This is a genomic window from Paraburkholderia sp. MM5477-R1 (genome assembly GCF_050436385.1).
Lineage (GTDB): Bacteria > Pseudomonadota > Gammaproteobacteria > Burkholderiales > Burkholderiaceae > Paraburkholderia > Paraburkholderia tuberum.
In genome coordinates this window covers 1,904,587-1,931,030 of the sequence record NZ_JBNDMC010000007.1, presented here as the reverse complement: position 1 = coordinate 1,931,030, position 26,444 = coordinate 1,904,587, and the positions used below count along the sequence as shown (strand labels likewise).

23 protein-coding genes and 1 pseudogene are annotated in these 26,444 nt (G+C 64.9%); 21 read left to right on the top strand and 3 right to left on the bottom strand.

Going from position 1 to position 26,444, the window contains the following annotated elements:
* Positions 1 to 259 precede the first annotated feature (259 nt).
* From surE to rlmD, 6 genes and pseudogenes are all read left to right on the top strand, one after another.
* Positions 260 to 1,019: pseudogene (gene surE / locus OKW35_RS37685) on the top strand (5'/3'-nucleotidase SurE).
* Positions 1,016 to 2,203: a protein-L-isoaspartate(D-aspartate) O-methyltransferase gene (locus OKW35_RS37680; RefSeq protein ID WP_429554714.1), complete on the top strand. Its 1,188-nt coding sequence runs from the start codon at positions 1,016 to 1,018 to the stop codon at positions 2,201 to 2,203. The pseudogene surE and the gene OKW35_RS37680 overlap by 4 nt, the downstream one beginning before the upstream one ends.
* Positions 2,204 to 2,208: 5 nt before the next feature.
* Positions 2,209 to 3,159 carry a peptidoglycan DD-metalloendopeptidase family protein gene (locus OKW35_RS37675; RefSeq protein WP_184028933.1) on the top strand — a complete coding sequence of 317 codons (951 nt, stop codon included), beginning with the start codon at positions 2,209 to 2,211 and terminating at the stop codon, positions 3,157 to 3,159.
* 11 nt (positions 3,160 to 3,170) lie between these two features.
* Positions 3,171 to 4,259, top strand: coding sequence for an RNA polymerase sigma factor RpoS (rpoS, locus tag OKW35_RS37670; protein ID WP_018418126.1), 1,089 nt, complete (start codon positions 3,171 to 3,173; stop codon positions 4,257 to 4,259).
* A gap of 4 nt (positions 4,260 to 4,263) precedes the next feature.
* The gene (locus tag OKW35_RS37665) at positions 4,264 to 5,040 is read left to right on the top strand and encodes a 3'-5' exonuclease (RefSeq protein WP_184028919.1); all 777 of its coding nucleotides are present in this window, start codon (positions 4,264 to 4,266) and stop codon (positions 5,038 to 5,040) included.
* 148 nt (positions 5,041 to 5,188) lie between these two features.
* Entirely contained in the window at positions 5,189 to 6,619 is a 1,431-nt protein-coding gene (rlmD, locus tag OKW35_RS37660) for a 23S rRNA (uracil(1939)-C(5))-methyltransferase RlmD (protein ID WP_429554713.1), read from the top strand.
* Positions 6,620 to 6,712: 93 nt separating this feature from the next.
* On the opposite strand, the gene OKW35_RS37655 is transcribed toward rlmD, so the two are convergent.
* Entirely contained in the window at positions 6,713 to 7,573 is an 861-nt protein-coding gene (locus tag OKW35_RS37655) for an outer membrane protein assembly factor BamD (protein ID WP_090804648.1), read from the bottom strand.
* A gap of 38 nt (positions 7,574 to 7,611) precedes the next feature.
* Between OKW35_RS37655 and OKW35_RS37650 the strand changes: the two genes are divergently transcribed.
* From OKW35_RS37650 to OKW35_RS37610, 9 genes are all read left to right on the top strand, one after another.
* Positions 7,612 to 8,862: an RluA family pseudouridine synthase gene (locus tag OKW35_RS37650; protein ID WP_429554712.1), complete on the top strand. Its 1,251-nt coding sequence runs from the start codon at positions 7,612 to 7,614 to the stop codon at positions 8,860 to 8,862.
* Entirely contained in the window at positions 8,859 to 9,722 is an 864-nt protein-coding gene (gene pgeF, locus OKW35_RS37645; protein ID WP_429554711.1) for a peptidoglycan editing factor PgeF, read from the top strand. Before OKW35_RS37650 ends, pgeF begins: the two co-directional genes overlap by 4 nt.
* A 605-nt stretch (positions 9,723 to 10,327) precedes the next feature.
* Positions 10,328 to 12,142 carry a class I poly(R)-hydroxyalkanoic acid synthase gene (gene phaC / locus OKW35_RS37640; RefSeq protein ID WP_184065078.1) on the top strand — a complete coding sequence of 605 codons (1,815 nt, stop codon included), beginning with the start codon at positions 10,328 to 10,330 and terminating at the stop codon, positions 12,140 to 12,142.
* Between the two features lie 196 nt (positions 12,143 to 12,338).
* Positions 12,339 to 13,520 carry an acetyl-CoA C-acetyltransferase gene (locus OKW35_RS37635; protein ID WP_184043870.1) on the top strand — a complete coding sequence of 394 codons (1,182 nt, stop codon included), beginning with the start codon at positions 12,339 to 12,341 and terminating at the stop codon, positions 13,518 to 13,520.
* Between the two features lie 225 nt (positions 13,521 to 13,745).
* On the top strand, positions 13,746 to 14,486 hold the full coding sequence (locus OKW35_RS37630; protein WP_184003457.1) for a 3-ketoacyl-ACP reductase: 741 nt from the start codon (positions 13,746 to 13,748) through the stop codon (positions 14,484 to 14,486).
* A 137-nt stretch (positions 14,487 to 14,623) separates the two neighbouring features.
* Positions 14,624 to 15,241, top strand: a complete 618-nt coding sequence (gene phaR / locus OKW35_RS37625) for a polyhydroxyalkanoate synthesis repressor PhaR (RefSeq protein WP_187618773.1) — start codon at positions 14,624 to 14,626, stop codon at positions 15,239 to 15,241.
* Between the two features lie 273 nt (positions 15,242 to 15,514).
* A complete protein-coding gene (locus tag OKW35_RS37620; protein WP_429554710.1) occupies positions 15,515 to 16,558 on the top strand; it encodes a tRNA dihydrouridine synthase in 1,044 nt (347 codons plus the stop codon).
* A gap of 81 nt (positions 16,559 to 16,639) precedes the next feature.
* The gene (rimO, locus tag OKW35_RS37615) at positions 16,640 to 18,034 is read left to right on the top strand and encodes a 30S ribosomal protein S12 methylthiotransferase RimO (protein ID WP_184043864.1); all 1,395 of its coding nucleotides are present in this window, start codon (positions 16,640 to 16,642) and stop codon (positions 18,032 to 18,034) included.
* 3 nt (positions 18,035 to 18,037) lie between these two features.
* The gene (locus tag OKW35_RS37610; RefSeq protein ID WP_090804664.1) at positions 18,038 to 18,988 is read left to right on the top strand and encodes a sugar kinase; all 951 of its coding nucleotides are present in this window, start codon (positions 18,038 to 18,040) and stop codon (positions 18,986 to 18,988) included.
* 9 nt (positions 18,989 to 18,997) lie between these two features.
* On the opposite strand, the gene OKW35_RS37605 is transcribed toward OKW35_RS37610, so the two are convergent.
* On the bottom strand, positions 18,998 to 20,083 hold the full coding sequence (locus tag OKW35_RS37605; RefSeq protein ID WP_429550962.1) for an IS630 family transposase: 1,086 nt from the start codon (positions 20,081 to 20,083) through the stop codon (positions 18,998 to 19,000).
* Between the two features lie 162 nt (positions 20,084 to 20,245).
* On the opposite strand from OKW35_RS37605, the gene bktB reads away from it, so the two are divergent.
* The 5 genes from bktB to OKW35_RS37580 all read left to right on the top strand — a co-directional run bounded on the left by bktB (position 20,246) and on the right by OKW35_RS37580 (position 23,974).
* The gene (gene bktB, locus OKW35_RS37600) at positions 20,246 to 21,430 is read left to right on the top strand and encodes a beta-ketothiolase BktB (protein ID WP_184043862.1); all 1,185 of its coding nucleotides are present in this window, start codon (positions 20,246 to 20,248) and stop codon (positions 21,428 to 21,430) included.
* A gap of 63 nt (positions 21,431 to 21,493) precedes the next feature.
* Positions 21,494 to 22,162: a hypothetical protein gene (locus OKW35_RS37595; RefSeq protein ID WP_429554709.1), complete on the top strand. Its 669-nt coding sequence runs from the start codon at positions 21,494 to 21,496 to the stop codon at positions 22,160 to 22,162.
* An 84-nt stretch (positions 22,163 to 22,246) separates the two neighbouring features.
* Complete coding sequence (locus OKW35_RS37590) at positions 22,247 to 23,431, top strand: cystathionine beta-lyase (RefSeq protein ID WP_429554708.1); 1,185 nt, start codon at positions 22,247 to 22,249, stop codon at positions 23,429 to 23,431.
* 183 nt (positions 23,432 to 23,614) lie between these two features.
* Positions 23,615 to 23,791, top strand: coding sequence for a hypothetical protein (locus OKW35_RS37585; protein WP_184065081.1), 177 nt, complete (start codon positions 23,615 to 23,617; stop codon positions 23,789 to 23,791).
* Positions 23,792 to 23,842: 51 nt separating this feature from the next.
* The gene (locus OKW35_RS37580) at positions 23,843 to 23,974 is read left to right on the top strand and encodes a hypothetical protein (RefSeq protein WP_260321381.1); all 132 of its coding nucleotides are present in this window, start codon (positions 23,843 to 23,845) and stop codon (positions 23,972 to 23,974) included.
* Between the two features lie 78 nt (positions 23,975 to 24,052).
* Here OKW35_RS37580 and serB read toward each other — a convergent pair whose 3' ends face one another.
* On the bottom strand, positions 24,053 to 24,892 hold the full coding sequence (serB, locus tag OKW35_RS37575) for a phosphoserine phosphatase SerB (RefSeq protein ID WP_429554707.1): 840 nt from the start codon (positions 24,890 to 24,892) through the stop codon (positions 24,053 to 24,055).
* A 216-nt stretch (positions 24,893 to 25,108) separates the two neighbouring features.
* On the opposite strand from serB, the gene OKW35_RS37570 reads away from it, so the two are divergent.
* A complete protein-coding gene (locus tag OKW35_RS37570) occupies positions 25,109 to 26,344 on the top strand; it encodes a cytochrome P450 (protein ID WP_429554706.1) in 1,236 nt (411 codons plus the stop codon).
* Positions 26,345 to 26,444: the final 100 nt, after the last annotated feature.

The window sequence follows — 26,444 nt, the reverse complement described above, 5'->3', positions numbered from 1 at the left end:
CAACTTGCAGCGCGCTTTCGATGCGTCGCGCGCGCTTCTCGCGCAAGCCGTATTGCATTGCACAGCGCGAAGCACGCACAGGATCCGATTTCATCGACGAGCGCGCACGGCCGCGCATTCAGTGCGAAGCAGCATCTTTGCGTTCGATACAAGCATTCGCGCACCTGGAAAATACTGGCTCGCACGACGCTTGTGCACGCCACGCAGACACGCCGTCCATGTCGTTCGCGTGCCATCTTTCCTCGGTTACAATCGGCGCATGCGAATCCTACTCAGCAACGACGACGGTTATCTGGCGCCGGGCCTCGCCGCGCTTTACGAAGCGCTGAAGCCGATCGCCAACGTCACCGTGATGGCTCCCGAACAGAACTGCAGCGCCGCGTCGAATTCCCTGACGCTGTGGCGGCCGCTGTCGGTCCTGCGTTCGGCGAACGGTTTCTACTACGTGAACGGCACGCCGACCGACTCGGTGCACATCGCACTGACCGGCATGCTCGACCATACACCGGACCTGGTCGTGTCGGGTATCAACAACGGCCAGAAACATGGGCGACGACACGCTGTATTCCGGCACCGTCGCAGCCGCCACCGAAGGCATCATGTTCGGGGTGCCGGCCATCGCGTTCTCGCTCGTCGACAAGGACTGGGCGCATCTCGAAGACGCGGCCCGCGTTGCCGCCGAAATCGTCGGGCATTATCTCGCGCGGCCGTTGCCGGGACATCCGCTGCTGAACGTCAATATCCCTAACCTGCCGTATGACGAACTGCGCGGCTGGCAGATCACGCGACTCGGCAAACGTCATCCGTCGCAGCCGGTGATCCGCCAGACCAATCCGCGCGGCGAACCGATCTATTGGATCGGCGCCTCGGGCCAGGCGCGCGACGCGAGCGAAGGCACGGACTTCCATGCGGTGGCCAACGGCGCCGTGTCGATCACGCCGCTGCAGCTCGATCTGACCTACACGCAAATGCTGCCCGCGGCGCGCGACTGGCTGCGCGCCGGGAGCGGCAGTTCATGACCGGCGAGCGCGCGAAGCGCTTTCCGTTAGGTCTCGAGGACCTGGTGCGCGAACCGCGCCGGCCCGAGGGACGTCCGGGTGAGATGCGCGCGGCGGCGCTCGCGGCGAGCGCGGCGTTGAACGCACGGCAGCAGTCGGCGAAACCGACGCAGGGCGGCGCGGCCGCACGGGCGCAAGCGAGGACCTCAGCTGCTGCGCAAGCTACGCCGGCGACGCGACCCCAGGTGATTCCCCAGGCGAAGACGCAAAGCGCTTCGTTCGGTACGTCAACGGCGGCGACCGGTGCAATGCCGCCAAAGCCGCAGGCCGCGCCAGTCGCAAAGACAACGGCGAACTCGTTGGCTGGTGCATTGGCGGGGCAGCCTGTCAAGCAAGCACCAAAGTCGTCGGTCAAGCCAGGCAAAAACTCGACGCATGCGCCTGGCCACAGCGCACGCGCGACGCCATCGCCACTCCAGTCGCAACTGCAGCAAAGCGCGAAACCCGCGCCGAACGCCGCGTTGGCCGGTGCAATGAGCGGCGCGATGAACAACGCCTTGGCGCTGACCTCGGAACGGGTTCGCGAACGCATGGTCGAACGCGTGCGAGCCAATGGCGTCAGCGATCAGCGTGTGCTGAACGCGATGGCGGCGGTGCCGCGCCACATGTTCGTCGATCCGGGTCTTGCGGCCCAGGCGTACGAAGATGCCGCGCTGCCGATCGGTCATCACCAGACTATCTCGAAGCCGTCGGTGGTTGCGCGAATGATCGAACTCGCGGCGGCCGGGCGCGCGCTGAACACGGTGCTCGAAATCGGCACCGGTTGCGGCTATCAGGCGGCGGTGCTGAGCCAGGTCGCGCGCGAGGTTTATTCGATCGAACGCATCAAGCCGCTGTCCGAGCGCGCGAAGACGAATCTGCGTCCGCTGCGCATTCCGAATATCCGGCTGCATTACGGCGACGGGCGGCTCGGTTTGCCGTCGGCGGCCCCGTTCGACGCGATCGTGATCGCGGCGGCCGGGCTCGACGTGCCGCAGGCGTTGCTCGAGCAGCTTGCGATCGGCGGACGTCTGGTTGCGCCGGTCGGCTCGCAGGAAGGACAGAGCCAGGTGCTGACGCTGATCGAGCGCCTCGGCCCCGCGCAATGGCGCGAGTCGCGGCTTGATCGCGTCTTCTTTGTACCCTTAAAATCCGGAGTGATTTGACACCGATGAGTATGTTGCGCGCGATGCAGAGAACCACCCCGAATACCCCCCTGACCGTAACCCAGCGCAGCGTGTGCGTGCTCGCCTTGTCCCTGTTGATGACGGCCTGTGCATCCCGGCTCGACCAGGCGCCCGTCGTCGACCGCTCCGGCGGCGGCACGCTCGCCACCGCGCAGGGCGCGGCGCAACCGGCGGTGCCGCTCGGCCCGCCGCCGCCCGGCTACTATCGCGTGAAGCCGGGCGATACGCTGTACCGCATTGCGCTCGAAAACGGCCAGAATTACCGCGACATCTCGACGTGGAACAACCTGACCAACCCGAATCAGATCGAAGTCGACCAGCTGCTGCGCGTCGTGCCGCCGGGCGCGAATACCGCGGCCATGACGCCGGGCGTGTCGACCGCGCCGATCGGCAGCACGGGCGCGGTGCAAAGCGCACCGCTGAACAACAACGCGCCGGCCGTGGTCGGCGCCGCGATGCCGCCGCTCTACGGCGGCGCGACGAACGGTACGCCCGCGAATGGTGCGGTAGCTGCGCCTCCGGCCAATCCCTCTGCGGCGAGCGCCGACATCGGCAGCGCCGCGGCAGGCAACGTAGCATTTGCATGGCCGGTGCGCGGTCCGCTGCTCAACACGTTCAACGACTCGACCAACAAGGGCGTCAATATCGGCGGCTCGGCGGGCGAGCCGGTTAAAGCGTCAGCCGATGGTCGCGTCGTCTATGCCGGAAATGGGCTGCGTGGTTACGGCAATCTCATTATCATCAAGCATGATGCAACTTATCTCACCGCGTATGCACACAACCGCGCTTTGATGGTAAAAGAGGGGGACGCGGTTACGAAGGGGCAGAAGATCGCAGAGATGGGCAATAGCGATTCCGACCGTGTGATGTTGCATTTCGAAGTTCGCCGACAGGGTAAACCAGTCGACCCACTGAAGTATTTGCCGCCGCAATAAGCGATACGACCATGCCGAAATCGAAGCGCCGCCCGCCGCAAGCCGAGTCTGAGACGATCAGCGAAGTCACGTCTGCCGCAGTGGACGAAAGCGGCGCTTCGGAAGTGGAAGAAGAGGTCGCGGAGGAGCGCGATCTCGACGAACGCCAGAGCGGCCTCGACGACAGCGAGAGCGCTGACGCGCGCGAAACCACCGGCGAGGCGCCGCCCGACGCCGACGATTTCCGCGCACTGCTGCAGGCCGAGCTCACGGCCGACACGATCCAGCATTATCTGAATCGCATCAGCGTGAAGCCGTTGCTCACCGTCGAGGAAGAGCAGAAATATTCGCGCCTTGCCAAGGCCGGCGAGTTCGAAGCGCGGCAGGTGATGATCGAGCGCAATCTGCGGCTGGTCGTCAGCATTGCCAAGGGTTATCTGAATCGCGGCGTGCCGCTGCTCGATCTGATCGAGGAGGGCAACCTCGGCCTCATGCACGCAATCGAAAAATTCGATCCGACGCGCGGCTTCCGTTTCTCGACCTACGCGACGTGGTGGATCCGCCAGAGCATCGAGCGCGCGATCATGAACCAGGCGCGTACGGTGCGATTGCCCGTGCATGTGATTCGTGAGCTCAACCAGGTGTTGCGCGCGAAGCGCCATCTGGAAAAGAACTCGATGAATTCGGGGGAGGCGGCCGAGCGCCGCGACGCGAGCATCGACGACATCGCTTATCTGACCGGCAAGACCACCGACGAAGTCACCGACATCCTCGCGCTGAACGAGCACACCGCCTCGCTCGATGCGCCGCTCGATCTCGATCCGGCGAGCAGCCTGCTCGATCTGCTGTCGGACGACCAGAGCCAGTCGCCAGACGCCGAAGTGCAGCATCGCGAACTCGAAACACTGACACGCGCATGGCTCGCGCGTTTGTCGGACAAGCACCGCCATGTGATCGAGCGGCGCTTCGGTCTGAATCACATCGAGCCCGCCACGCTCGAGGAGCTGGCCGACGAAATGGGCCTCACGCGCGAGCGTGTGCGCCAGATCCAACAGGAAGCGCTGGTGCGACTGAAGCGCTTCTTTGCCTCAAACGGTGTCCGCAAAGACGCCGTTCTCTGACCTGATGACACCGATTCTTGTTTTCGACATCGAGACGATTCCCGATGTCGCCGGCATCCGCCGGCTTGAAGATTTGCCCGCGTCGATGAGCGACGCCGACGTCGCCGAGCACGCGTTCGCCGCACGCCGCGAAAAAACTGGCAGCGATTTTCTGCCGCATCACCTCCAGCGGGTCGCGGCGATTTCCTGCGTGTTCCGTGACAACAACGGTTTTCGCGTGCGCTCGCTCGGTACGCCCGAGGACGGCGAGGCGACGCTCGTGCAGTCGTTCTATCGCGTGATCGAAAAGTACACGCCGCAACTCGTGTCGTGGAACGGCGGCGGTTTCGATCTGCCGGTGCTCAACTACCGCGCGCTCGTCAACGGCATCCCCGCCTACCGGTTCTGGGATCTCGGCGAGGACGACCGCGACTTCAAGTGGAACAACTACATCAGCCGCTACCACGCGCGACACACCGATCTGATGGACGTGCTCGCGATGTACCAGGCGCGCGCGAACGCGCCGCTCGACGCGCTCGCGAAGATGTGCGGCTTTCCGGGCAAGATGGGCATGGACGGCAGTCAGGTGTGGCAGGCGTTCCAGCAAGGGCGTATCGAGGAAATCCGCAATTACTGCGAGACCGACGTCGTCAATACGTACCTGCTGTATTGCCGCTTCCAACTGATGCGCGGTGGCTTTTCGCCGTCGGAGTATGCTGACGAGATCAACCTCGTGAAGAACGCGCTCGCGCTGGAAAGCGCGCCGCAATGGGCCGAGTATCTGGCGGCGTTCGTGCAGTAAGCGCGCGCGAGCAGAGCCTCTGCCGGGGAGCCGCAATCCGGGCCGCGATCCGCACTCGCTCCGCGTGTGGTCCGCACCGCATCGCAGGCAAGCCCGGCGCTTCGTCTACAATCCCGCCTTTCCCCATAGTTTGTCAGGAAGTCCGCAGGTGTCCCGAACTGCCCCCCAACGTCGCTCGCCGCGGCGCTCATCGAAGCATGCCAGGGCGCACGCCCCGGCGCCGGCGCCCGTCATTACCGGCAACGAACCGCTCATCGAAATCGTTTCGCTCGATATGGAAGCGCGCGGCGTGGGCCGCACCACGAGCGAAGACGGCACGCCAGGCAAGGTCGTGTTCGTCGAAGGCGCGCTGCCGGGTGAACTCGTCAGTTATTCGACGCATCGCAGCAAGCCGAAATTCGAGCAGGCCGAAGTCGTCCAGGTGTTCCGCGAAAGCGTGCTCCGCACGACGCCGAAATGCATGTACTTCAACATCTGCGGCGGCTGCTCGATGCAGCATCTCGACATGCGCGCGCAGGTGGCGGTCAAGCAGCGCGTGCTCGAGGACAGCCTGCAGCATCTGGCGAAGCTGCGCCCCGAAACGGTGTTCCGGCCGATTCACGGGCCGTCCTGGGGTTATCGCTATCGCGCGCGGCTCGCGGTGCGCTACCTGCCGGAGCGCGGCGGCATGCGCATCGGCTTTCACGAGAAAAAGAGCAGCTATATCGCCGACATGAAGACCTGCGAGGTGCTGCCGCCGCACGTGTCGGCGATGCTGATGCCGCTGCGTTTCATGGTCCGCAAGCTGTCTATCTACGACCGCGTGCCGCAGCTCGAGCTCGCGGTCGGCTCGTCGGTCACGGCGCTCGTCGTGCGCAACCTCGAACCGCTGACGGCCGGGGACGAGCAGGTGCTGCGCGAGTTCGCGGACGAGCACAAGGTGCAGTTCTGGATCCAGCCGGGCGGTCCCGACACGGTCACGCCGCTTTATCCTCTCGACGTGCAGCTCGACTACACGCTGCCCGAATACGGCATCCGTATGCCATTCAAGCCAACTGATTTCACCCAGGTCAATCACGCGATCAACCGCGTGCTGGTGAGCCGCGCGCTGCGCCTGCTGGCGCCGGCACGCACCGACCGCGTGCTCGACCTGTTCTGCGGGATCGGCAACTTCACGCTGCCGCTCGCGCGAATCTCGCGGGAAGTGGTCGGCATCGAGGGTAGCGAAGTGCTGACCCAGCGCGCGCTCGCGAATGCGGAGCTGAATGGCGTCGCCGGGCATACGTCGTTCGCGTGCCGCAACCTGTTCGAAGTCACCGCCGACGACTTGCGCGCCCTCGGCCAGTTCGACAAGTTCCTCGTCGATCCGCCGCGCGAAGGCGCGCTCGCGATCGCGAAGGCGCTCGCGGAGATCGCGCAGAGCGGCAACGGGCCGCTGCCGACGCGCATCGTCTATGTGTCGTGCGCGCCAGCCACGCTCGCGCGCGATGCCGGGCTGCTCGTGCATGAGGCCGGCTATCGGCTGGTGGGCGCGGGCGTCGTCAATATGTTCCCGCATACGTCGCACGTGGAATCGATTGCGCTGTTCGAGCGCGATTGAGTCTCGCGGCGCGCATAAACGAAAACGCCACGACCGAGGTCGTGGCGTTTTCGTTTTCAGACGAAGGTCAGTGTGCCGTCGGCGCGTGAGGGCTCAGAACTGCCACCACGACTTCGCCGTGCCGGGACGTGCGTGGCCGGTCACGTACGGGCTGTCGGGGAAGGTGCCGGCCAGCACGCGACGAGTGTCGTCGGCGAGTTGCTGGTTGTTCAGCTTCTCGTACGACAGGATCATGATGTGCAGCGCGTCTTCGATGGCCGGCGCGTTCTTGTACTCGCGCAATGCGAGCTGCGCACGGTTGATGGCGGCGACATAGGCGCCGCGGCGATAGTAGTAGTCCGCGGCGTGGACTTCGTGCGATGCGAGCGCATTCACGATGTAGCGCATGCGCTGCGCGGCGTCCGCCGCGTACTTGCTGTTCGGGAAGCGGTCCACCACGACCTTGAACGCGTCATACGACTCGCGCAGCGACTTCGGATCGCGCTCGCTCATATCCTGGCCCGAGAAGCGGCCGAACAGACCGAGGTCGTCGTTGAAGTGGATCATGCCCTTCAGGTAATACGCGTAGGCGATGTCCGGATGATCCGGGTGCAGCTGGATGAAGCGGTCGATGGCCTGGTCGGCGGCGGCGTTTTCGTTGTCTTTCCAGTTGCAGTACGCGACGTTGATCTGCGCCTGCTGGGCGAAGTGGCCGAACGGGTCGCGGCCCTCGAGCAGCTCGAAATACTTCGCGCACTTGCCCCAGTCACCACCGGTCAGTGCGTCGTTCGCCTCCGTATATAATTTGTTGTTGTTCCACGCTGCCGTTTCGTCGGTCTTCTCCGGCAGGCCGTGGCAAGCCGCAACAGCGACGACGGCCGCGGCGCACGCAATGTATCCGGCCACTTTCCGGGCCGCCTTCTTGATGGCCGCCAAATTGATCGCCGCTTCAGTGATGGTGTTCAAGGCTCGCATTTTCCAGTCTAGCTTTACGTCCAGGTGACCCAGATTCAATGACCCGCTCAAATACTCCAGGCGCCGCAGGCGCCGGGAATGGCAACGAAGATTATAGCGTAAGCGCCGACCCGGCCGACGCGTTGGGCGTCGATTCCCTCGACGACGATTTCTCCAGCGACGCGCTCGCCGCAAGCAGCCCGCAAGGCTCTGCGGCCGCGGCGGCACCCGTGCCCGTGCGCGCGGCCGACGAAGCGCCGCGCAGCGTCGTGGTACCCGACGAACTGGCCGGCGAGCGCCTCGACAAGGTGCTCGCCAAAGTATTCCCGGAGTTCTCGCGCAGCCGTCTGCAAAGCTGGATCGAGGCGCAGCGGGTGCGCGTCGACGGCAAGGCGGCGAAGATCCGCCAGCCGGTGCCGCTTGGCGCAACGATCGAGCTCGTGCCCGATCTGCTGCCCGAGCAGCTCGCCTTCACGCCCGAGCCGGTGCCGCTCGACATCGTCTACGAGGACGACACGCTCGTCGTGATCAACAAGCCGGCCGGCATGGTCGTGCATCCGGCGGCTGGCAACTGGAGCGGCACCGTGCTGAACGGGCTGCTCTACCGCTATGGCGAATCCGCGGCGGGTCTGCCGCGCGCGGGCATCGTGCATCGGCTCGACAAGGAGACCTCGGGGCTGATGGTGGTCGCGCGCACGCTCGAGGCGCAAACCGACCTCGTGCGCCAGTTGCAGGCGCGCACGGTCAAGCGCCGCTACCTCGCACTCGTGTGGGGCAACCTGCCCGACGAAGGCACGATCGACGCGCCGATCGGCCGCGATCCGCGCGAGCGCACGCGCATGGCCGTGGTGACGGGCGCGGCCGGCAAGCCGGCGCGCACGCATTTCCGGCGCGTGGCCTCGGCGATCTGGCAGCGTCAGCCGGTCACGGCGATTCACTGCGATCTGGAGACGGGGCGCACGCATCAGATTCGCGTGCATTGCGCGCACATCGGTCATCCGTTGCTCGGCGATCCCGTGTACGGACGCGCGCGCGGCAAGCGCTCGGTCGCGCCGCTGCCAGACGGCTTCGCGCGCCAGGCGCTGCACGCGTGGCGGCTCGGCCTGATTCATCCGAAGAGCGGCCGCTCGATGCAATGGCGCGCCGACGTGCCGGCCGACATCGAGGCGTTGTCAGCCGCGCTCGGTCTGGGTCGCGACGACGCGGGCGAGTTCGACGATGCGTATGGCGAGGATGAGGACTACGATGCATCGGTCGACGACGGCGCGTACGATGAAGACAGCGACCACGACGAGGACGATCACGCATGAGCACCAATCTGCCGGAGCTGGGTTTTGCCGATATCGTGCAACCCGCATGGAACGTGTCGCCGCGCGTGCGCGCGCTCGTGACCACCCGCGACGGCGGCGTCAGCGACGCGCCGTTCGGCCGCTGGCGCGACGGCGCCGACCAGCCCGGCGGGCTGAATCTGGGCATGAAGACCGGCGACGATCCCGCCGCGGTCGCGAGCAATCGCGCACGGCTCGTCGCGCTTGCCGGTGTTCGCGAGGCCGCGTGGCTCGAACAGATCCATGGCGCCGGCATCGTCCGCGCCGAGGTTGCGATCGCGCACGCGCGCGAGCATGGTGCGCCGGCGCGCGCCGACGCGAGCGTCACCGATGGCGCGGGCATCGCGTGCATCGTCATGGTCGCCGATTGCATGCCGGTGCTGTTGTGCGACGAAGCGGGGCGCGCGGTCGGCGCCGCGCATGCCGGGTGGCGCGGACTCGCGGCGGGCATCGTCGAGCAGACCGCCGCGCGGGTCGCGGCGCTGGCGGGTGTGCGGGCGAGCGAGCTGCATGCGTACCTCGGGCCGTCGATCGGGCCCACCGCATTCGAAGTCGGCGCAGACGTGCGTGACGCCTTCATGACCGGTGCCGACGATGCGCAGCGCGACGCGACCGCGCAGGCGTTCGTCGCGCATCCCGCGAATGCCGGCAAATATCTCGCCGATCTGCCGGCGCTGGCCCGCCTGCGCCTGCAGCGGCTCGGCCTTACGCGCATCAGCGGCGGCGATCTGTGCACGGTCACGTTGCGCGAGCGTTTTTATTCGTATCGCCGTGATCGCGAGACCGGTCGCATGGCCGCGTTGATCTGGATCGACGAACAGGCGCAATCAATTGCCGATTAATTCGGGATGGCGCGCGGGCGCATCTTGTCATACTTTTAAAATCGAGCCGAGGTTTTATTTCGCGTGAATGCGCACCGGGTCGTTATTCGCGAATCCCACTGCCGACCGTCGCTGACGGCCCGTTCCCCGGCCTTCACACGCATTTTTTGTTGCGCTGCCCGAAGGCCCGCCGATAGCGCGAATCGCCCGCCAGCTGTGTGGGCGACCGAACGAATAAATATGCTTAAGTGCCATGCGCCATAGGAGTTTTTCGGATTTACCCGCGGCAAGCATCATTTGATTCGTTAAAGCGCGATTTGCCATACAGGGAAAACGATAATTAAAAAACTATCGCACTGCGGCAAAATCGGGAGCAAGCATTGACATGCCTTGTGATGGGGAGCAAGAATGTTCCTTCTTAGCTCCTCGTCGTTCATGGGACAGGGCGTGACGAAGTCGCGAGCAATCGCCACGTGCGCACGGAACTGCCTCTCAACCCGTCCGCAAGGACTTACCGGTCAAAAGCAGGTATGGCAGCATCTCATTCCTCAGCTTCCCCCAGCACCGACTCCTCGAAGGAGCAGACGCAGCAGGCCGGTACGAGCGGTGCATCGTCAGCCGCAGGCATGCAGCAATTTCTCGACGCCTGGATGAACGCCTGGCGTTCGTTCGGCGCGCAGCCCAATGGCATGGCATTTCAGATGCCCTCAATGCCGCAGATGCCGGACCTCGCGCAGATAACGGCGGGCTTCCCGCAAATACCGGCGTTTCCCGGCATGCCCGACTTCAGCAAGCTGGCCGCCGGTGCGTTGCCGTCGTTGCCGGGGCTGAGCATTCCCACCGCCGCGATTCCGCCCGAGCGTTTGCAGAAGCTGCAGACCGACTATTCGCGCGAGGCGATGGAGCTGATCCAGCAGGCCACCACGTCGGCGATCAAGGCGCCCGAGCTCAAGGACCGGCGCTTTAGCGCGGACGCCTGGAGCGCGGCGCCCGCCTACGCGTTCACCGCCGCGTGGTATCTGCTGAACGCGCGCTATCTGCAGCAGATGGTCGACGCGCTCGACACCCAGCCGAAAACCCGCGAGCGCATTCGCTTCGCGGTCCAGCAGTGGACCGCGGCGGCCTCGCCGAGCAACTTCTTCGCGCTGAATCCCGAAGCGCAGAAAACGCTGCTCGACAGCAAAGGCGAGAGCTTGCGCCAGGGCGTGATGAACCTGCTCACCGACATGCAGCGCGGCAAGATTTCCCAAACCGACGAATCGCGTTTCGCGGTCGGCGAGAACCTCGCGAACACCGAAGGCTCGGTCGTGTTCGAGAACGATCTGCTGCAGCTGATCCAGTACAAGCCGCGCACGGCGACCGTGCGCGAGCGGCCGCTCCTGATCGTGCCGCCGTGCATCAACAAGTACTACATTCTCGACCTGCAGCCCGAAAACTCGCTCGTCGCGCACGGGCTTGATTCGGGCCATCAGGTGTTCCTGATTTCGTGGCGCAACGCGGATCAGTCCATCGCGCACAAGACGTGGGACGACTACATCGGCGAGGGTGTGCTCACCTCGATCGACACCGTGCGCAAGATCAGCGGCCGCGAGCAGATCAATACGCTCGGCTTTTGCGTCGGCGGCACGATGCTCGCCACCGCGCTCGCGGTGGCTGCGGCGCGCGGCGAACATCCGGCCGCGTCGATGACGCTGCTCACCGCGATGCTCGACTTCTCCGACACGGGCGTGCTCGACGTGTTCGTCGACGAGGCGCACGTGCAGATGCGCGAGCAGAGCATCGGCGGCAAGAACGGCGCGCCGCCGGGACTGATGCGCGGCGTCGAGTTCGCGAACACGTTCTCGTTCCTGCGCCCGAACGACCTCGTGTGGAACTACGTCGTCGACAGTTACCTGAAGGGCCGCACGCCGGTACCGTTCGACCTGCTGTACTGGAACAGCGACTCGACCAGTCTGCCTGGGCCGATGTACGTCTGGTATCTGCGCAACACGTATCTCGAGAACAAGCTGCGCGAGCCCGGTGCGCTGACCACCTGCGGCGAGCCGATCGATCTGTCGAAGATTGACGTGCCGACCTTCATCTACGGTTCGCGCGAAGACCATATCGTGCCGTGGCAAACCGCGTATGCGTCGGCGCCGCTGCTCACCGGGCCGCTAAAGTTCGTGCTCGGCGCGTCGGGCCATATCGCCGGCGTGATCAATCCGCCCGCGAAGAAAAAGCGCAGCTTCTGGAAGCTCGATACCGACGCGAACACGCTGCCCGAAAGCGCGGACGAATGGTTCGACGCGGCGACCGAAGTGCCCGGCAGCTGGTGGCCGGAATGGACCGACTGGCTCGATCAGTACGGCGGCAAGAAAGTGAAGCCGCGCGCCAATTTGGGCTCCGACGAATTCCCGGTCATCGAGCCGGCGCCGGGCCGCTACGTGCGGCAACGGGAGTAGGTTCACGCACAGGCTCGACGCGCGCGGACGGCATTGCTGTCGACGTCGGCATAGTGCGCAGTCGGCCGGTGCATAGGTGTTTGGCAGGTGAATGAGCGTCTGGTTGATGAAGGCGTGAGAGCAACGCAAGTTGCAACGCAATTTTTAACGTAACGGGCTGTGGCGCAGTTGGCCGGGATGCCCGGAGGATATGGAAATGACTGATGTTGTGATCGTATCGGCCGCTCGTACTGCAGTGGGCAAGTTTGGTGGGTCGCTGGCGAAGATTGCCGCACCTGAACTCGGCGCGCTCGCGGTGCGCGCCGTGCTCGAACGGGCCGGCGTGAAGCCGGAACAGGTGAGCGAAGTTATTCTGGGCCAGGTGCTGACGGCGGGCTCCGGTCAGAACCCCGCGCGTCAGGCGCTGATCAAGGCGGGTTTGCCGGCGGCCGTGCCGGGCATGACGATCAACAAGGTCTGCGGCTCGGGTCTGAAGGCCGTGATGCTCGCGGCCAACGCGATCATCGCCGGTGACGCGGACATCGTCGTGGCAGGCGGCCAGGAAAACATGAGCGCCGCGCCGCACGTGCTGCCGGGTTCGCGCGACGGTTTCCGCATGGGCGACGCGAAGCTGATCGACTCGATGATCGTCGACGGCCTGTGGGACGTCTACAACCAGTACCACATGGGCGTGACGGCCGAGAACGTCGCGAAGGAGCACGGCATCACGCGCGAACAGCAGGACGCGTTCGCGGCGCTGTCGCAGAACAAGGCGGAAGCCGCGCAGAAGGCGGGGCGCTTCAACGACGAAATCGTGCCGGTCGAGATTCCGCAACGCAAGGGCGAGCCGCTGCGCTTCACCACCGACGAATTCGTGCGTCATGGCGTGACGGCCGAATCACTCGCGAGCCTGAAGCCGGCGTTCTCGAAGGAAGGCACGGTCACGGCGGCCAACGCATCGGGTCTGAACGACGGCGCAGCCGCGGTGCTCGTGATGTCGCTGAAAAAAGCGGAAGCGCTCGGCCTCACGCCGCTCGCGCGCATCAAGGCATACGCGAACGCGGGTGTCGATCCGAAGGTGATGGGTATGGGCCCGGTACCGGCTTCGCGCCGTTGCCTCGAGCGCGCGGGCTGGACGCCGGCCGATCTCGACCTGATGGAAATCAACGAAGCGTTTGCCGCGCAGGCGCTCGCCGTGCACAAGCAGATGGGCTGGGACACGTCGAAGATCAACGTGAACGGCGGCGCGATCGCGATCGGCCACCCGATCGGCGCGTCCGGTTGCCGGATTCTCGTCACGCTGCTGCACGAAATGCAGAAGCGCGATGCGAAGAAGGGTCTGGCGTCGCTGTGTATCGGCGGCGGCATGGGTGTCGCGCTCGCGGTCGAGCGCGTTTAAAGTACGCTGGGTACGCCGCGCGCACTCGCGACCGGTCGCGCGCGGTCTTCGCCAGCACAGGCATCTGGCCGCGCGGCACGCCAACTGGCGGTGCGGCGCGCTGCAACAGGTGACTCGTGTGCAGTGCGCGTTGCCAGACGGTCGCCCGGCGGCAACGCGAACCAGCATCAGGTGAGGCACGAGGCCGCCGGCAGGCGCCTCGACAACGATAACGGAGTGTGGTTTATGACACAGCGAATTGCGTACGTAACGGGCGGCATGGGCGGCATCGGCACCAGCATCTGCCAGCGTCTGCACAAGGAAGGCTTCAGGGTGATCGCCGGCTGCGGCCCGAATTCGCCGCGCCGTGCGAAGTGGCTCGACGAACAGAAGGTACTCGGCTACGACTTCGTCGCCTCCGAGGGTAACGTCGGTGACTGGCAATCGACCAAGGACGCATTCGACAAGGTCAAGGCCGAAGTCGGCGAGATCGACGTGCTGGTCAACAATGCCGGCATCACGCGCGACGTCGTGTTCCGCAAGATGACGCACGAAGACTGGACGGCGGTGATCGACACCAATCTGACCAGCCTGTTCAACGTCACCAAGCAGGTAATCGACGGCATGGTCGAGCGGGGCTTTGGCCGGGTGATCAACATTTCGTCGGTGAACGGCCAGAAGGGCCAGTTCGGCCAGACCAATTATTCGACCGCGAAGGCCGGCATTCATGGCTTTACGATGTCGCTCGCGCAGGAAGTGGCGACCAAGGGCGTGACGGTCAACACCGTGTCGCCGGGCTACATCGGCACCGACATGGTCAAGGCGATCCGCCCCGACGTGCTGGAAAAAATCGTCGCGACGATTCCGGTGCGCCGCCTCGGTCAGCCGGGCGAAATCGGCTCGATCGTCGCGTGGCTTGCGTCGGAAGAATCGGGCTTCGCCACGGGCGCCGATTTTTCGCTGAACGGCGGCTTGCATATGGGCTGAGCCATCGGCGCGCCGGACCGGAAGGTGGCGCGCTTCGGCTCAGATGGTTTCGCCGGCGTCCCGGCTGCGCAATGGATCCCGTTGCACAGCCCGGACGCCGTTTCCGCGTTTGCTTAACTCGAGCTTAAAGGCGTTACATGACTACTACTACAAAGAAAACGGCCGAACGACTGATCAAGAAATATCCGAATCGTCGGCTCTACGACACCGAGACGAGTACCTACATCACGCTGACTGATGTGAAGCAACTCGTGCTCGATCAGGAAGATTTCAAGGTGATCGATGCCAAAAGCAACGAGGACCTGACGCGCTCGATCCTGCTGCAGATCATTCTCGAAGAAGAGAGCGGCGGCCTGCCGATGTTCTCGTCGTCGATGCTGTCGCAGATCATCCGGTTCTACGGTCATGCGATGCAAGGCATGATGGGCACGTATCTGGAAAAGAACATCCAGGCCTTCATCGACATTCAGGCGAAGCTTGCCGACCAGTCGAAGAATCTCTATGAAGGCAAGGCGATGAACCCCGAAGTCTGGTCGCAGTTCATGAACATGCAGGCGCCGATGATGCAGGGCATGATGACCAGCTACATCGAGCAATCGAAGAACATGTTCGTGCAGATGCAGGAGCAGATGCAGAATCAGGCGAAGACCATGTTCGCCACGTTCCCGTTTACGCCGGGCGGCGCGGTCACTGCGAGCAATGCGAGCAATGCGCCGGCCACACCGCAGGCCAATCCGGAGACGGAGAAGAAGTGAAGGAGTGAATGGCGGCGAGCTCGCGGGAGTGCAGCCGCCGACGCGCTACAATGGCGGCCCGCGCGTGGGGACGCTTTTTCGTCGGAACCGGATTCCGGCCGCGGCTCGATGTCCGTTGCGTCCACTGCCGGCACACCGCTGCTTGCGCCGTTACCGTTTCTTCCGCTGGACCCGTCCTATGTTTCAGACCGTCTCCCTGATCGCGTCAGCGTCTTCCGTTGCGAAGGCCGCGCGGATCATTCTGCTCTGACCCGCCGTTCACCCACACCGCTCATGAGCCGGCTGTTTCTCGCCCCAATGGAAGGGCTCGCTGACTATGTGCTGCGCGACGTGCTGACGAGCGCGGGCGCTTTCGACGGCTGCGTGTCCGAGTTCATCCGCATCACAGGCTCGCTGCTGCCAACCCGCGTCTACGAGCGCGAGGCGCCCGAAATCCTGCACGCGAGCGTGACCGCCAGCGGCACGCCGATGGTGATCCAGCTGCTCGGCAGCGATCCCGAGTGGATGGCACGCAATGCCGCGTACGCGGCCATGCTGTCGCCCTACGGTATCGACCTGAACTTCGGCTGTCCCGCCAAAGTCGTCAATCAGCACGGCGGGGGCGCGATGCTGCTCGCGAACCCGAAATTGCTGAACCAGATCGTCTCGGCCGTGCGCGCCGCGGTGCCTGCCGATATCGCGGTGACGGCAAAAATGCGCCTCGGCGTGTCCGACACGTCGCGGGCGATCGAATGCGCGCAGGCGCTCGCGGACGGCGGCGCGGCCTCGCTCGTCGTGCATGCGCGCACGCGCGACGACCGCTATCGGCCGCCTGCGCACTGGGAGTGGATCGCGCGCATCGACGACGCCGTCGACGTGCCCGTCATCGCGAACGGCGAAGTCTGGACGGTGGCGGACTGGCAGCGTTGCCGCTCGGTCAGCGGCTGCGCGGACGTGATGATCGGGCGCGGCGCCGTGTCGGATCCGTTCCTCGCGCAGCGAATCCGCGGGCTCCTCGACCCGTGTCCATCTGCCGACGAATGGCAGCAGGTGCTGGGTTCGATCGTCGGCTACATGAACAAGCTGCGGGCGCATGGCACGCTGACCCATGAGCACGGCCGCGTCAAGAAGTGGCTCAGCTACCTGCAGCGGACCTGGCCGCAAGCCGCCGAACTGCATGCGGCGATCCGGCGAGTGCAGGACTCTGACGAAATTCTTACGGTAATCGGTCAGGCGCTGGCGGCCGGAGACGCGTCGGCGCCGACGCGTCAGCACGTTTCCAGCGACGAAAATAGCGAGCTGAATCAACCCGATCCTGCCGAACCCATCCCCGTTTGAAGACTAGAATTCAAAGACTTACGAGCGGTGGCGGTGGCGAACCGCTACAATTCAGGGTTTAACGTCTTCAAGCGGTTCCCCATGTCTTCCACCCCCTCGAACGCTCCGGCCGTGCCGGGCGCCACGCCGAAAGTCGGTTTCGTCTCTCTCGGCTGCCCCAAGGCCCTCGTCGATTCCGAGCAGATCATCACCCAGTTGCGCGCCGAAGGCTACGAAATCTCCGGCACCTATGACGGCGCGGACCTCGTGGTCGTCAACACCTGCGGCTTCATCGACGAAGCCGTGCAGGAAAGCCTCGACGCAATCGGCGAAGCGCTCAACGAAAACGGCAAGGTGATCGTCACCGGTTGCCTCGGCGCGAAGAAGAGCGCGAGCGGCTCGGGGCTGATCGAGGAAGTGCATCCGAAGGTGCTCGCCGTGACCGGCCCGCACGCGCTCGGCGAGGTGATGCAGGCGGTGCACAGCCATCTGCCGAAGCCGCACGATCCGTTCGTCGATCTGGTGCCTGCCGCGGGCGTCAAGCTCACGCCGCGCCACTACGCGTACCTGAAGATTTCCGAAGGCTGCAATCACCGCTGCACGTTCTGCATCATCCCGTCGATGCGCGGCGATCTGGTATCGCGCCCGGTCGCGGAAGTGATGCTCGAAGCGGAGAACCTGTTCAAGTCCGGCGTGAAGGAACTGCTCGTGATCTCGCAGGACACGAGCGCATATGGCGTCGACGTCAAATACCGCACCGGTTTCTGGAACGGCAAGCCGATCAAGACGCGCATGACGGATCTGGTCGCTGCGCTCGGCGAACTCGCCGCGCAATATGGTGCGTGGGTGCGCCTGCATTACGTGTATCCGTATCCGAGCGTCGACGAAGTGATTCCGATGATGGCCGAGGGTCCGTACAAGGGCCACGTGCTGCCGTATCTCGACGTGCCGTTCCAGCACGCGCATCCGGAAGTGCTGAAGCGCATGAAGCGCCCGGCCAACGCCGGGAAGGTGATGGAGCGCGTCAAGGCCTGGCGCGAGATCTGCCCCGATCTGACGATCCGCAGCACGTTCATCGCCGGCTTTCCGGGCGAGACCGAAGAGCAGTTCGAGACGCTGCTCGATTTCATCCGCGAGGCGGAGCTCGATCGCGTCGGCTGTTTCGCGTATTCGCCGGTCGAAGGCGCGAGCGCGAATGAACTCGACGGCGCGCTGCCCGATGAAGTGCGTGAGGAACGTCGCGCGCGCTTCATGGAAGTGGCCGAGCAGGTGTCGGCCAAGCGCATCGCGAGGAAGGTCGGCAAGACGCTGAAGGTGCTCGTCGACGAAATCAACGCGGACGGCGGCATCGGCCGCACCGCGGCGGATGCGCCGGAGATCGACGGCGTCGTCTATATCGCGCCGTCCGCCAAGGCGTCGAAGCGCTACAAGGTCGGCGATTTCGTATCGGTGAAGATCACCGGCGCGGACGGCCACGATTTGTGGGGCGAGGTCTAAGCGATGACGCACAGCGCGGCCGCACAGCCTGAAGCTCACACACCGGACATCCTCGCGCTCGGCGAGGCGATGATCGAATTCAACCAGTCGGCGAAGGATCAACCGAACTACCTGCAAGGCTTCGGCGGCGATACGTCGAACTTCTGCATCGCGGCCGCGCGCCAGGGTGCGAGGACCGGTTTCGTGTCGGCGGTCGGCGCCGATCATTTCGGACGCCTGCTGGTCGATCTGTGGGAGCGCGAGCAGGTCGACACGTCGTTCGTGCGCATCGATGCGCAGGCGTCGACCGGCGTCTATTTCGTGTCTCACGGCCCCAACGGCCACGCGTTCGACTATCTGCGCGCGGGCTCGGCGGCGAGCCGCTATGCACCCGCCGATCTGCCGCGCGACGCGCTCGCGGCGGCGAAGGTCGTCCATCTGTCCGGCATCAGTCTCGCGATCAGCGTCAGCGCCTGCGACGCCGCGCTCGAAGCGATCGCGCATGCGCGCGCGAACGGCGCGCGCGTGAGCTTCGACACTAATCTGCGTCTTAAGCTGTGGCCGCTGGCGCGGGCGCGCGCGGTGATGCTCGAGGCGATCCGCCAGACTGACATCTGCCTGCCGAGCTGGGACGATGTGACCGAACTGACGGGGCTGACCGGCCGTGACGAGATCGTCGATTTTCTGCTGTCGCATGGGCCGGGCGTGGTCGCGCTGAAGCTCGGCAAGGACGGCTCGTATATCGCGACGCCGAACGAGCGGCGCGTCGTGCCGGGCCATGTCGTCGACGCGGTCGATGCGACCGGCGCCGGCGACTGCTTCGGCGGCGCCTTCATCGCGCGCATCGTCGCGGGCGACGATCCATTTGCCGCCGCGCGCTACGCGAACGTTGCCGCCGCGCTGTCCACGCAAGGTTATGGCGCGGTCGCGCCGATTCCGTCGCGCGAGACCGTCGAGCGGCGGCTGGCGAACTAGTGGTCTGCGTCAAACGGATTGCATCTTATTCAGCTTGGTGCGGGCACGCGTTACTTTCGCCAGAATGTCGGAAGCTTTAGCGGTCCAGATGAAGGGTTTTGGATCACCATTGTGCTTTTCAATGTACTGCTCGATCGTGCTGACCAACTCGGGTACCGAGCGAAAGGCTGACCGCCGTAGCTGGTTCTCGGACAGATCACGAAAGAAGCGTTCGACCATATTGAGCCAGGAAGCGCTGGTGGGCGTGAAATGCATGTGAAATCGTGGGTGCTTGGCCAGCCACGCCTTCACCTCGGGATGCTTATGAGTGGCGTAGTTGTCGGCAATCAAATGTAGTTCCCTACCCTTGGGGGTGCTGCGATCGATCTTGCGCAGGAAGCCCAGCCATTCTTGATGACGATGCTTCGTCTGGCACTGACCAATGATGCTGCCATCGAGCGTGTTCATCGCGGCGAACAACGTCGTCACACCATTGCGCTTGTAATCGTGCGTCATCGTCTGACCTCGACCTCGCTTCATCGGCAAGCCAGGCTGGGTCCGGTCCAGAGCCTGGATCTGGGACTTCTCGTCACAACTGAACACCAGTGCGTGCTCAGGTGGATCGAGATAAAGGCCGACGATGTCCTCCAGCTTCTCGGCAAAGTGCTTGTCGTTCGAGACTTTGAAGGTTTCTATCCGATGCGGCTTGAGTCCATGCGCCTGCCAGATGCGCCTCACGCTCGCCTCGCTGACGCCGGCCACTGCCGCCATGCTGCGCGTACTCCAATGCGTCGCGTTATCGGGACGCTGCTGCGTGGTCATCGCCACGATGGCCTTGACCTTGCGCGCAGAGATCTTCGGCTTGCGCCCGGGTCGCGTCTCGTCCCGCTCGATCCCCGCCACACCGTCCGCGATGAAGCGCGCTCGCCAGCGCGCCACCGTGCCTCGCCAGATACCCAACTGCACACCGATCTCTTTGTCTGTGTGGCCCAGTGCCGCGAGCAATATCATCTTGGCACGCTCGGCCAGTCGTACCGGAACCCTCCGCCCAGCCGCCCACGTTTCCAATTGTTTGCGCTGGCCTTCGCTCAGCTCAACTTTTGCCGCGATTCTCATGGGTTCTCCCTCATCACCTAGAAGGAGACTCGCAAATCGCGATTAAGTTGCATTATTTACGACGCACTACACTAGGTTTTACGTAAGCCGCGCGCGGCGCAGCATGGCCCGCGCTGGTGCAATCATCCAGGCAGACTGGAGAGACAACAGGAGGGACAGGCGATGCAACGGGACGTAGTGGTGGTAAGTGGTGTGCGCACGGCAATCGGCACGTTCGGCGGCGGCCTGAAGGATTTCGCGCCGACCGATCTCGGCGCGCGCGTGGTGCGCGAAGTGCTCGAGCGCGCGAGCGTGTCGGGCGACGAAGTCGGACACGTCGTGTTCGGCAACGTCGTGCACACCGAGCCGAAAGACATGTATCTCGCGCGCGTCGCCGCGATCAACGGCGGGGTCGCGCAGCATACGCCCGCGCTGACCGTGAACCGGCTGTGCGGCTCGGGCTTGCAGGCCATCGTTTCGGCCGCGCAGAGCGTGCTGCTAGGCGACGCCGACATTGCGATCGGCGGTGGCGCGGAAAACATGAGCCGCGCGCCGTACTCGATGCCGGCCGCGCGCTTCGGACAGCGCATGGGCGACGCGCGTCTCGTCGACATGATGGTCGGCGCGCTCAACGATCCTTTCCAGTCGATCCACATGGGCGTGACCGCCGAGAACGTCGCGCGCAAGTACGAGATCTCGCGCGACGCGCAGGACGCGCTCGCGCTCGAGTCGCATCGTCGCGCGGCCCACGCGATCACGAGCGGCTACTTCAAGGAACAGATTCTGCCGATCACGATTGCGTCGAAGAAGGGCGACGTCGTGTTCGACACCGACGAGCACGCGCGGCTGAACGCAACGGCGGACGACTTCGCGAAGCTGAAGCCGGTGTTCGCGAAGGAAAACGGCACGGTGACGGCGGGCAACGCCTCGGGCATCAACGACGCGGCCGCGGCCGTCGTGCTGATGGAGCGTGGCGTCGCCGAGCGGCGCGGCGTGAAGCCGTTGGCGCGACTCGTGTCGTACGCGCATGCGGGCGTCGATCCGGCGTATATGGGCATCGGCCCGGTGCCGGCGAGTCGCAAGGCGCTCGAGCGGGCGGGTCTCACGGTCGCCGATCTCGACGTGATCGAGGCCAACGAGGCATTCGCCGCGCAGGCCTGCGCGGTCAGCAAGGAGCTCGGCTTCGATCCGGCCAAGGTCAATCCGAACGGCTCGGGCATTTCGCTCGGCCATCCGATCGGCGCGACCGGCGCGCTGATCACCGTGAAGGCGCTGTACGAGCTGCAGCGCATCGGCGGGCGCTATGCGCTCGTCACGATGTGCATCGGCGGCGGGCAGGGGATCGCGGCGGTTTTCGAGCGTCTGTGAGCGCGCACGGCAGGCCGGCGCGACATAGGTAGCAAGCAGGAACCAGCAACAAGGATCGACGGGATGCAGGAAGCGAAAGTGACGAAGGGTTCGGCAACGCGCGCCTTGCGCCGGCGCGCCGGCGTGGTGGTGAGCGCCGCCGCGCTGTTGTGTGCGGGCACGGTGCTGTGGATGCCGTCGCAGGCGTGGGCGGAAAGCGATGCGGTCAAGGCACTGGCCGCGCCGCCGCCGATCCAGCTGCCGCTGAAACCGAGCCCCGAGTTCGCGAAGTTTCCGCGCTACGTGGGCACGCTCGGCGCGCGGCCGATCGTGCTGCGGCTCGGGCCCAAGACCGACGATCCATCTGGCGTGCACGGCGAGTATCAGTACACCGATAGCGGCGAGGTGATTCTGATCGCCGGCGATCGCGACGGCGATACGCTCGAAGTCGAGGAATCGAACGACGGCACGCATATCACCGGCAACTGGGTCGGCAAGTTCGCGGCGGACGGCTCGCTCGAAGGCGACCGCATGAACGTCGACGATTCGAACCCGCAGGAATTCAACCTGAAGCCGCTGGCGGCAGGGCAGGCGGTGCCGTTGGCCGGCTCGGCCGGCGGTGCGGCGATGAGGCCTGCCGCCCCCTCACCGCAACCGGCCGCGGCCAACGGCGCAGCGGCGGCTCCCGCGCCGGCATCCGCTGCCGGGGGGCACCCAGTGGGCGGCGTCAGCAACCTGCAAACGGGCTACTGATGCGCACGCGCGCCGGGCATCCGGAATCGCGCAGCGCGGCCGTTGCTTCAGGCTCGCTTCACTATGTTTTTCAACGAGCTTCACATGACTGAATCCAAATTCAAACACGGCCTGCAGACTCGCATCGTGCGTGCCGAGGACCAGATCACGCCGGGCTTCGAATCGTTCTCGACGCCCGTCACACGCGCGTCGACGGTGGTGTTTCCCGACCTCGCCGCGATGCGCGCGCTGGACTGGAAAAACGACGCGCAATGGCGCTACGGCCTGCATGCGACGCCGACGCAGATCGCGCTCGCTCAGCGCCTCGCCGCGATCGAGGGCGGCAATCATGCGCTGCTGCAGCCGTCGGGGCTGTCGTCGATCTCGAACGTCTACTTCGGGCTCGTGAAGGCCGGCGACGACGTGCTGATTCCCGATAACGTGTACTCGCCGAACCGCGACCACGGCGACTGGCTCGCGCGCGATTTCGGTATCACGGCGCGCTACTACGATCCGCTGATCGGCGCGGGCATCGCCAGTCTGATCCAGCCGAACACGCGCCTGATCTGGATCGAGGCGCCCGGCTCGGTGACGATGGAAGTGCCCGACGTACCGGCCATCACGGCGGCGGCGCGCGCGCGCAAGGTCGTCACCGCGATCGACAACACGTGGTCCGCGGGCCTCGCGTTCCGGCCGTTCGACCACGGCGTCGACATCTCGGTGCAGGCGCTGACCAAATACCAGTCGGGCGGCGGCGACGTGCTGATGGGCGCGACGATCACGGTCGAGCGCGACGTGCATGTGAAGCTGAAGGCGGCGCGCATGCGCATGGGCATCGGCGTGTCCTCGGACGACTGCTCGCTGATCCTGCGCAGCCTGCCGAGCATGCAGTTGCGTTTCGCGCAGCACGATCGCGTGGCGCTGTCGCTCGCGACGTGGTTGAAGAGCCGGCCGGAAATCGTCGCGGTGTTGCATCCGGCGCTCGCCGACTGTCCGGGGCACGAGGTGTACAAGCGCGATTTCAGCGGCGCGGGCGGACTGTTCTCGGTGGTGTTCGACGAACGGTACAGCGCGGCGCGGATCGACACGTTTTGCGAGTCGCTCGAACTGTTTTCGCTCGGCTGGAGCTGGGGCGGCGCGCATAGCCTCGCGATGCCGTACGACATCGCGTCGATGCGCACTGCGGCGCAGTGGCCGCATCGCGGCACGTTGGTGCGCTTCTATATCGGTCTGGAAGACGAGGCGGACCTGCGTGCGGATATCGAGCAGAGCCTGGCCAAGCTGGCTTAACGCGCGTTAGCCCTGTTCGACACGTTGTTCGAGAAGCCCGCCGGGATGTGTTCCCGGCGGGCTTTTTTGTTGCCCTGAGTATCAGGCAGACCCGACCGTTCGGCCGAATGTTCGATGTCGCGGCGCGACGCTACGATCGTGTGCTTGCCGGATAACGTTGCGGCGCTCGGGGGAGGGGCTTGGATGAATCTTTTCTTCTGGCTGTTGCTGAACCTTGCGGTGCCGATTGCCGCCGTTATCGATCACCGGCAGACCGAATCCGTGGTTGGCGCGCTATCACGTGGGGCGATAGGCACGTCAATTTTCATGACCTGCCTGGCGGCGCTTCTATCCGCGGCCCTGCACATTTACCTCAATTAGTTTTATTGGATAGTGCAGCTCTTATACTTGTTCTGTCTTGTGGAGGAGCTTATGAAACAATTTATCCTGTCATTGGAAATAGGCAAAAATCACGATCGCATCATGAAGGGCGTGTTGATCTTCAGCATCCTGATTTCCATCGGCATGTTCGCGCTGTTCCTGCCGGCCATTTTCAACAGATAACGCAACGGTTCGCGCGGCTCGCTAGCGCGTCGGTCGTTGTGCCAACGCGAGCGATAACGGATCCCTCGAGCGCCAGCCTCAAACCAACCGCAGCAAACCGTCCAGTCCAACGAAATTGAACGACACGCTGGCTGCTTCCCGCACCACCGGCTTCGCCCGGAATGCAACGGAGAGTCCCGCTTCGGCCATCATTTTCAGGTCGTTCGAGCCGTCGCCCATCGCAATTGCGCGCGACGGTTCGATGCCGAGCGTCGCGCAGGTTTCGCGCAGCGTGCGCGCTTTCACCTCGGCATTGACGATCTCGCCCATCACATTGCCGGTCAGCTTGCCGTCGATGATTTCAAGCATGTTCGCGCGCGTGAAATCGAGCCCAAGGCGCGTCTTCAGCTTCGCGGTGAAGAACGTGAAGCCGCCCGACACGAGCAGCGTTTTCAGGCCCGCCTGTTTCGCGCCGGCCAGCATGCGTTCGGCGCCCGGCGACAACCGCAGCCGCTCCTCGTACACGCGCTCGAGCGCGCTGGCGTCGAGCCCTTTCAGCAGCGCGACCCGACGAATCAGGCTCTCGTTGAAGTCCTTGATCTCACCGCGCATCGCAGCCTCGGTGATCGCCGCGACTTCGGCTTTGAGCCCGCAGAAATCGGCGATTTCGTCGATGCACTCGATCGTGATCAGCGTCGAATCCATGTCCATCGCGACGAGGCCGAAGTCGCTCAACTGGCGGCCGGTTTCGACAAACGCGTAGTCGAGTCGATGCGCATAGCAATACGCTTCGACGTCGGCGCGTTGCGCGAGGTTCGCGTCGGCGATGCGAATCGCGTGCTCGTCGATGACGGCGGCGTGCGAGCCGCGTGCGAGTGCGACGAGCGTTTTGTGGTGGTCGGCGGAAAGGGGGGCGACGCTTTGAATGACGAGGTTCATGGACGACCGGTGACGCGGGAAGAAAGAGGCGCGTGGCGCGCGGAAAATCCCGCTATTGTATCGGTTCTGTGCGTTGGCCCGTCGCAGGCGGCTAGTCGTCGCGTCGGCTGAAGCCGGCGATCGGCGCATCGCCGTAACGGAACGGGCCGAACGAATACGGTCACACGAACCCACCACCCCACACGGGCGCAACAAGACGCTCCACGGAGACAACGCATGACCCCGGCAACCGCCAGCGAGGCATCCTCCCTTGCCCGCGACTTCGATCTGCGTCATCTGAGCCCGGCGTTCTACGCCGATCCCTATCCGGTCTATCACGCACTGCGCAGCTATGAGCCAATCCGGCGCATGCCGGACGGCTCGTTGTTCCTGACGCGCTTTCGCGACGTGCAGGCGGTCTACCGCGACCCCAAGACCTTCAGCTCCGACAAGACCGTCGAGTTCCGCCCGAAATACGGCGACTCTCTCCTCTACGCGCATCACACCACGAGTCTCGTGTTCAACGATCCACCGCGCCATACGCGGGTGCGCAAGCTGATCGCCGGCGCGCTGACCGCACGCGCGATCGCGGCGATGGAGCCCGCGCTGATCCGGCTCGTCGACGGCTTGCTCGATGCGGCCGCGCAGCGCGGGCGTATCGATCTGATCGGCGAATTCGCGTCGACGATTCCGGTCGAGGTCATCGGCAATCTGCTCGACGTGCCGCACGATGAACGCGCGCCGCTGCGCGACTGGTCGCTCGCGATACTGGGCGCGCTCGAGCCGTCGCTGACCGACGCGCAGTTCGAGCGCGGCAATCGCGCGGTCAGCGAATTCGTCGACTATCTGCGCGGCCTCGTCGCACGGCGCCGCCGCGAGCCGGGCGATCCGCAGCACGACGTGCTGACGCGGCTGATCCAGGGGGAGGGGCCGCACGAGCAGCTATCTGAAGCCGAACTGCTGCAGAACTGCATTTTCATCCTGAACGCCGGGCACGAAACGACCACCAACCTGATCGGCAACGGGCTCGTCACGCTGAGCGAGTGGCCTGACGAGCGTGCCGCGCTGCTGCGCGAGCCGGAGTTGATCGGCACCGCGGCCGAGGAGTGCTTGCGCTTCGAGAGTTCGAACCAGCTCGGCAATCGCATGGCCACCGTCGATACCGAGATCGGCGGCGTCGCGCTCGCGCACGGCACGCCGGTCACGCTGTGCATCGGCGCGGCCAATCGCGATCCCGAGCAGTTTGCCGAGCCGGACCGCTTCGATATCCGCCGCGACCCGAACCGGCATCTCGCGTTCGGGTTCGGGATTCATCAGTGCGCGGGTCTGTCGCTGGCGCGGCTGGAGGCGCGGATTGCGATCGGGCGCTTCGTGCAGCGCTTCCCGGCGTATCGCGTCGATGGTGAGCCGACGCGGGGCGCTCGCGTGCGGTTTCGCGGGTTTGCGTCGGTACCGGTCCTGCTCGAGCCTTGATGCGGGCGCCGCGTAGACCGCGCGCACGAGGAAAACCGTAGGTTTTGCCGCCTCGTCGCAAGACTTACAACCCCATGACAGCACGCCGCCGAGCCGACCC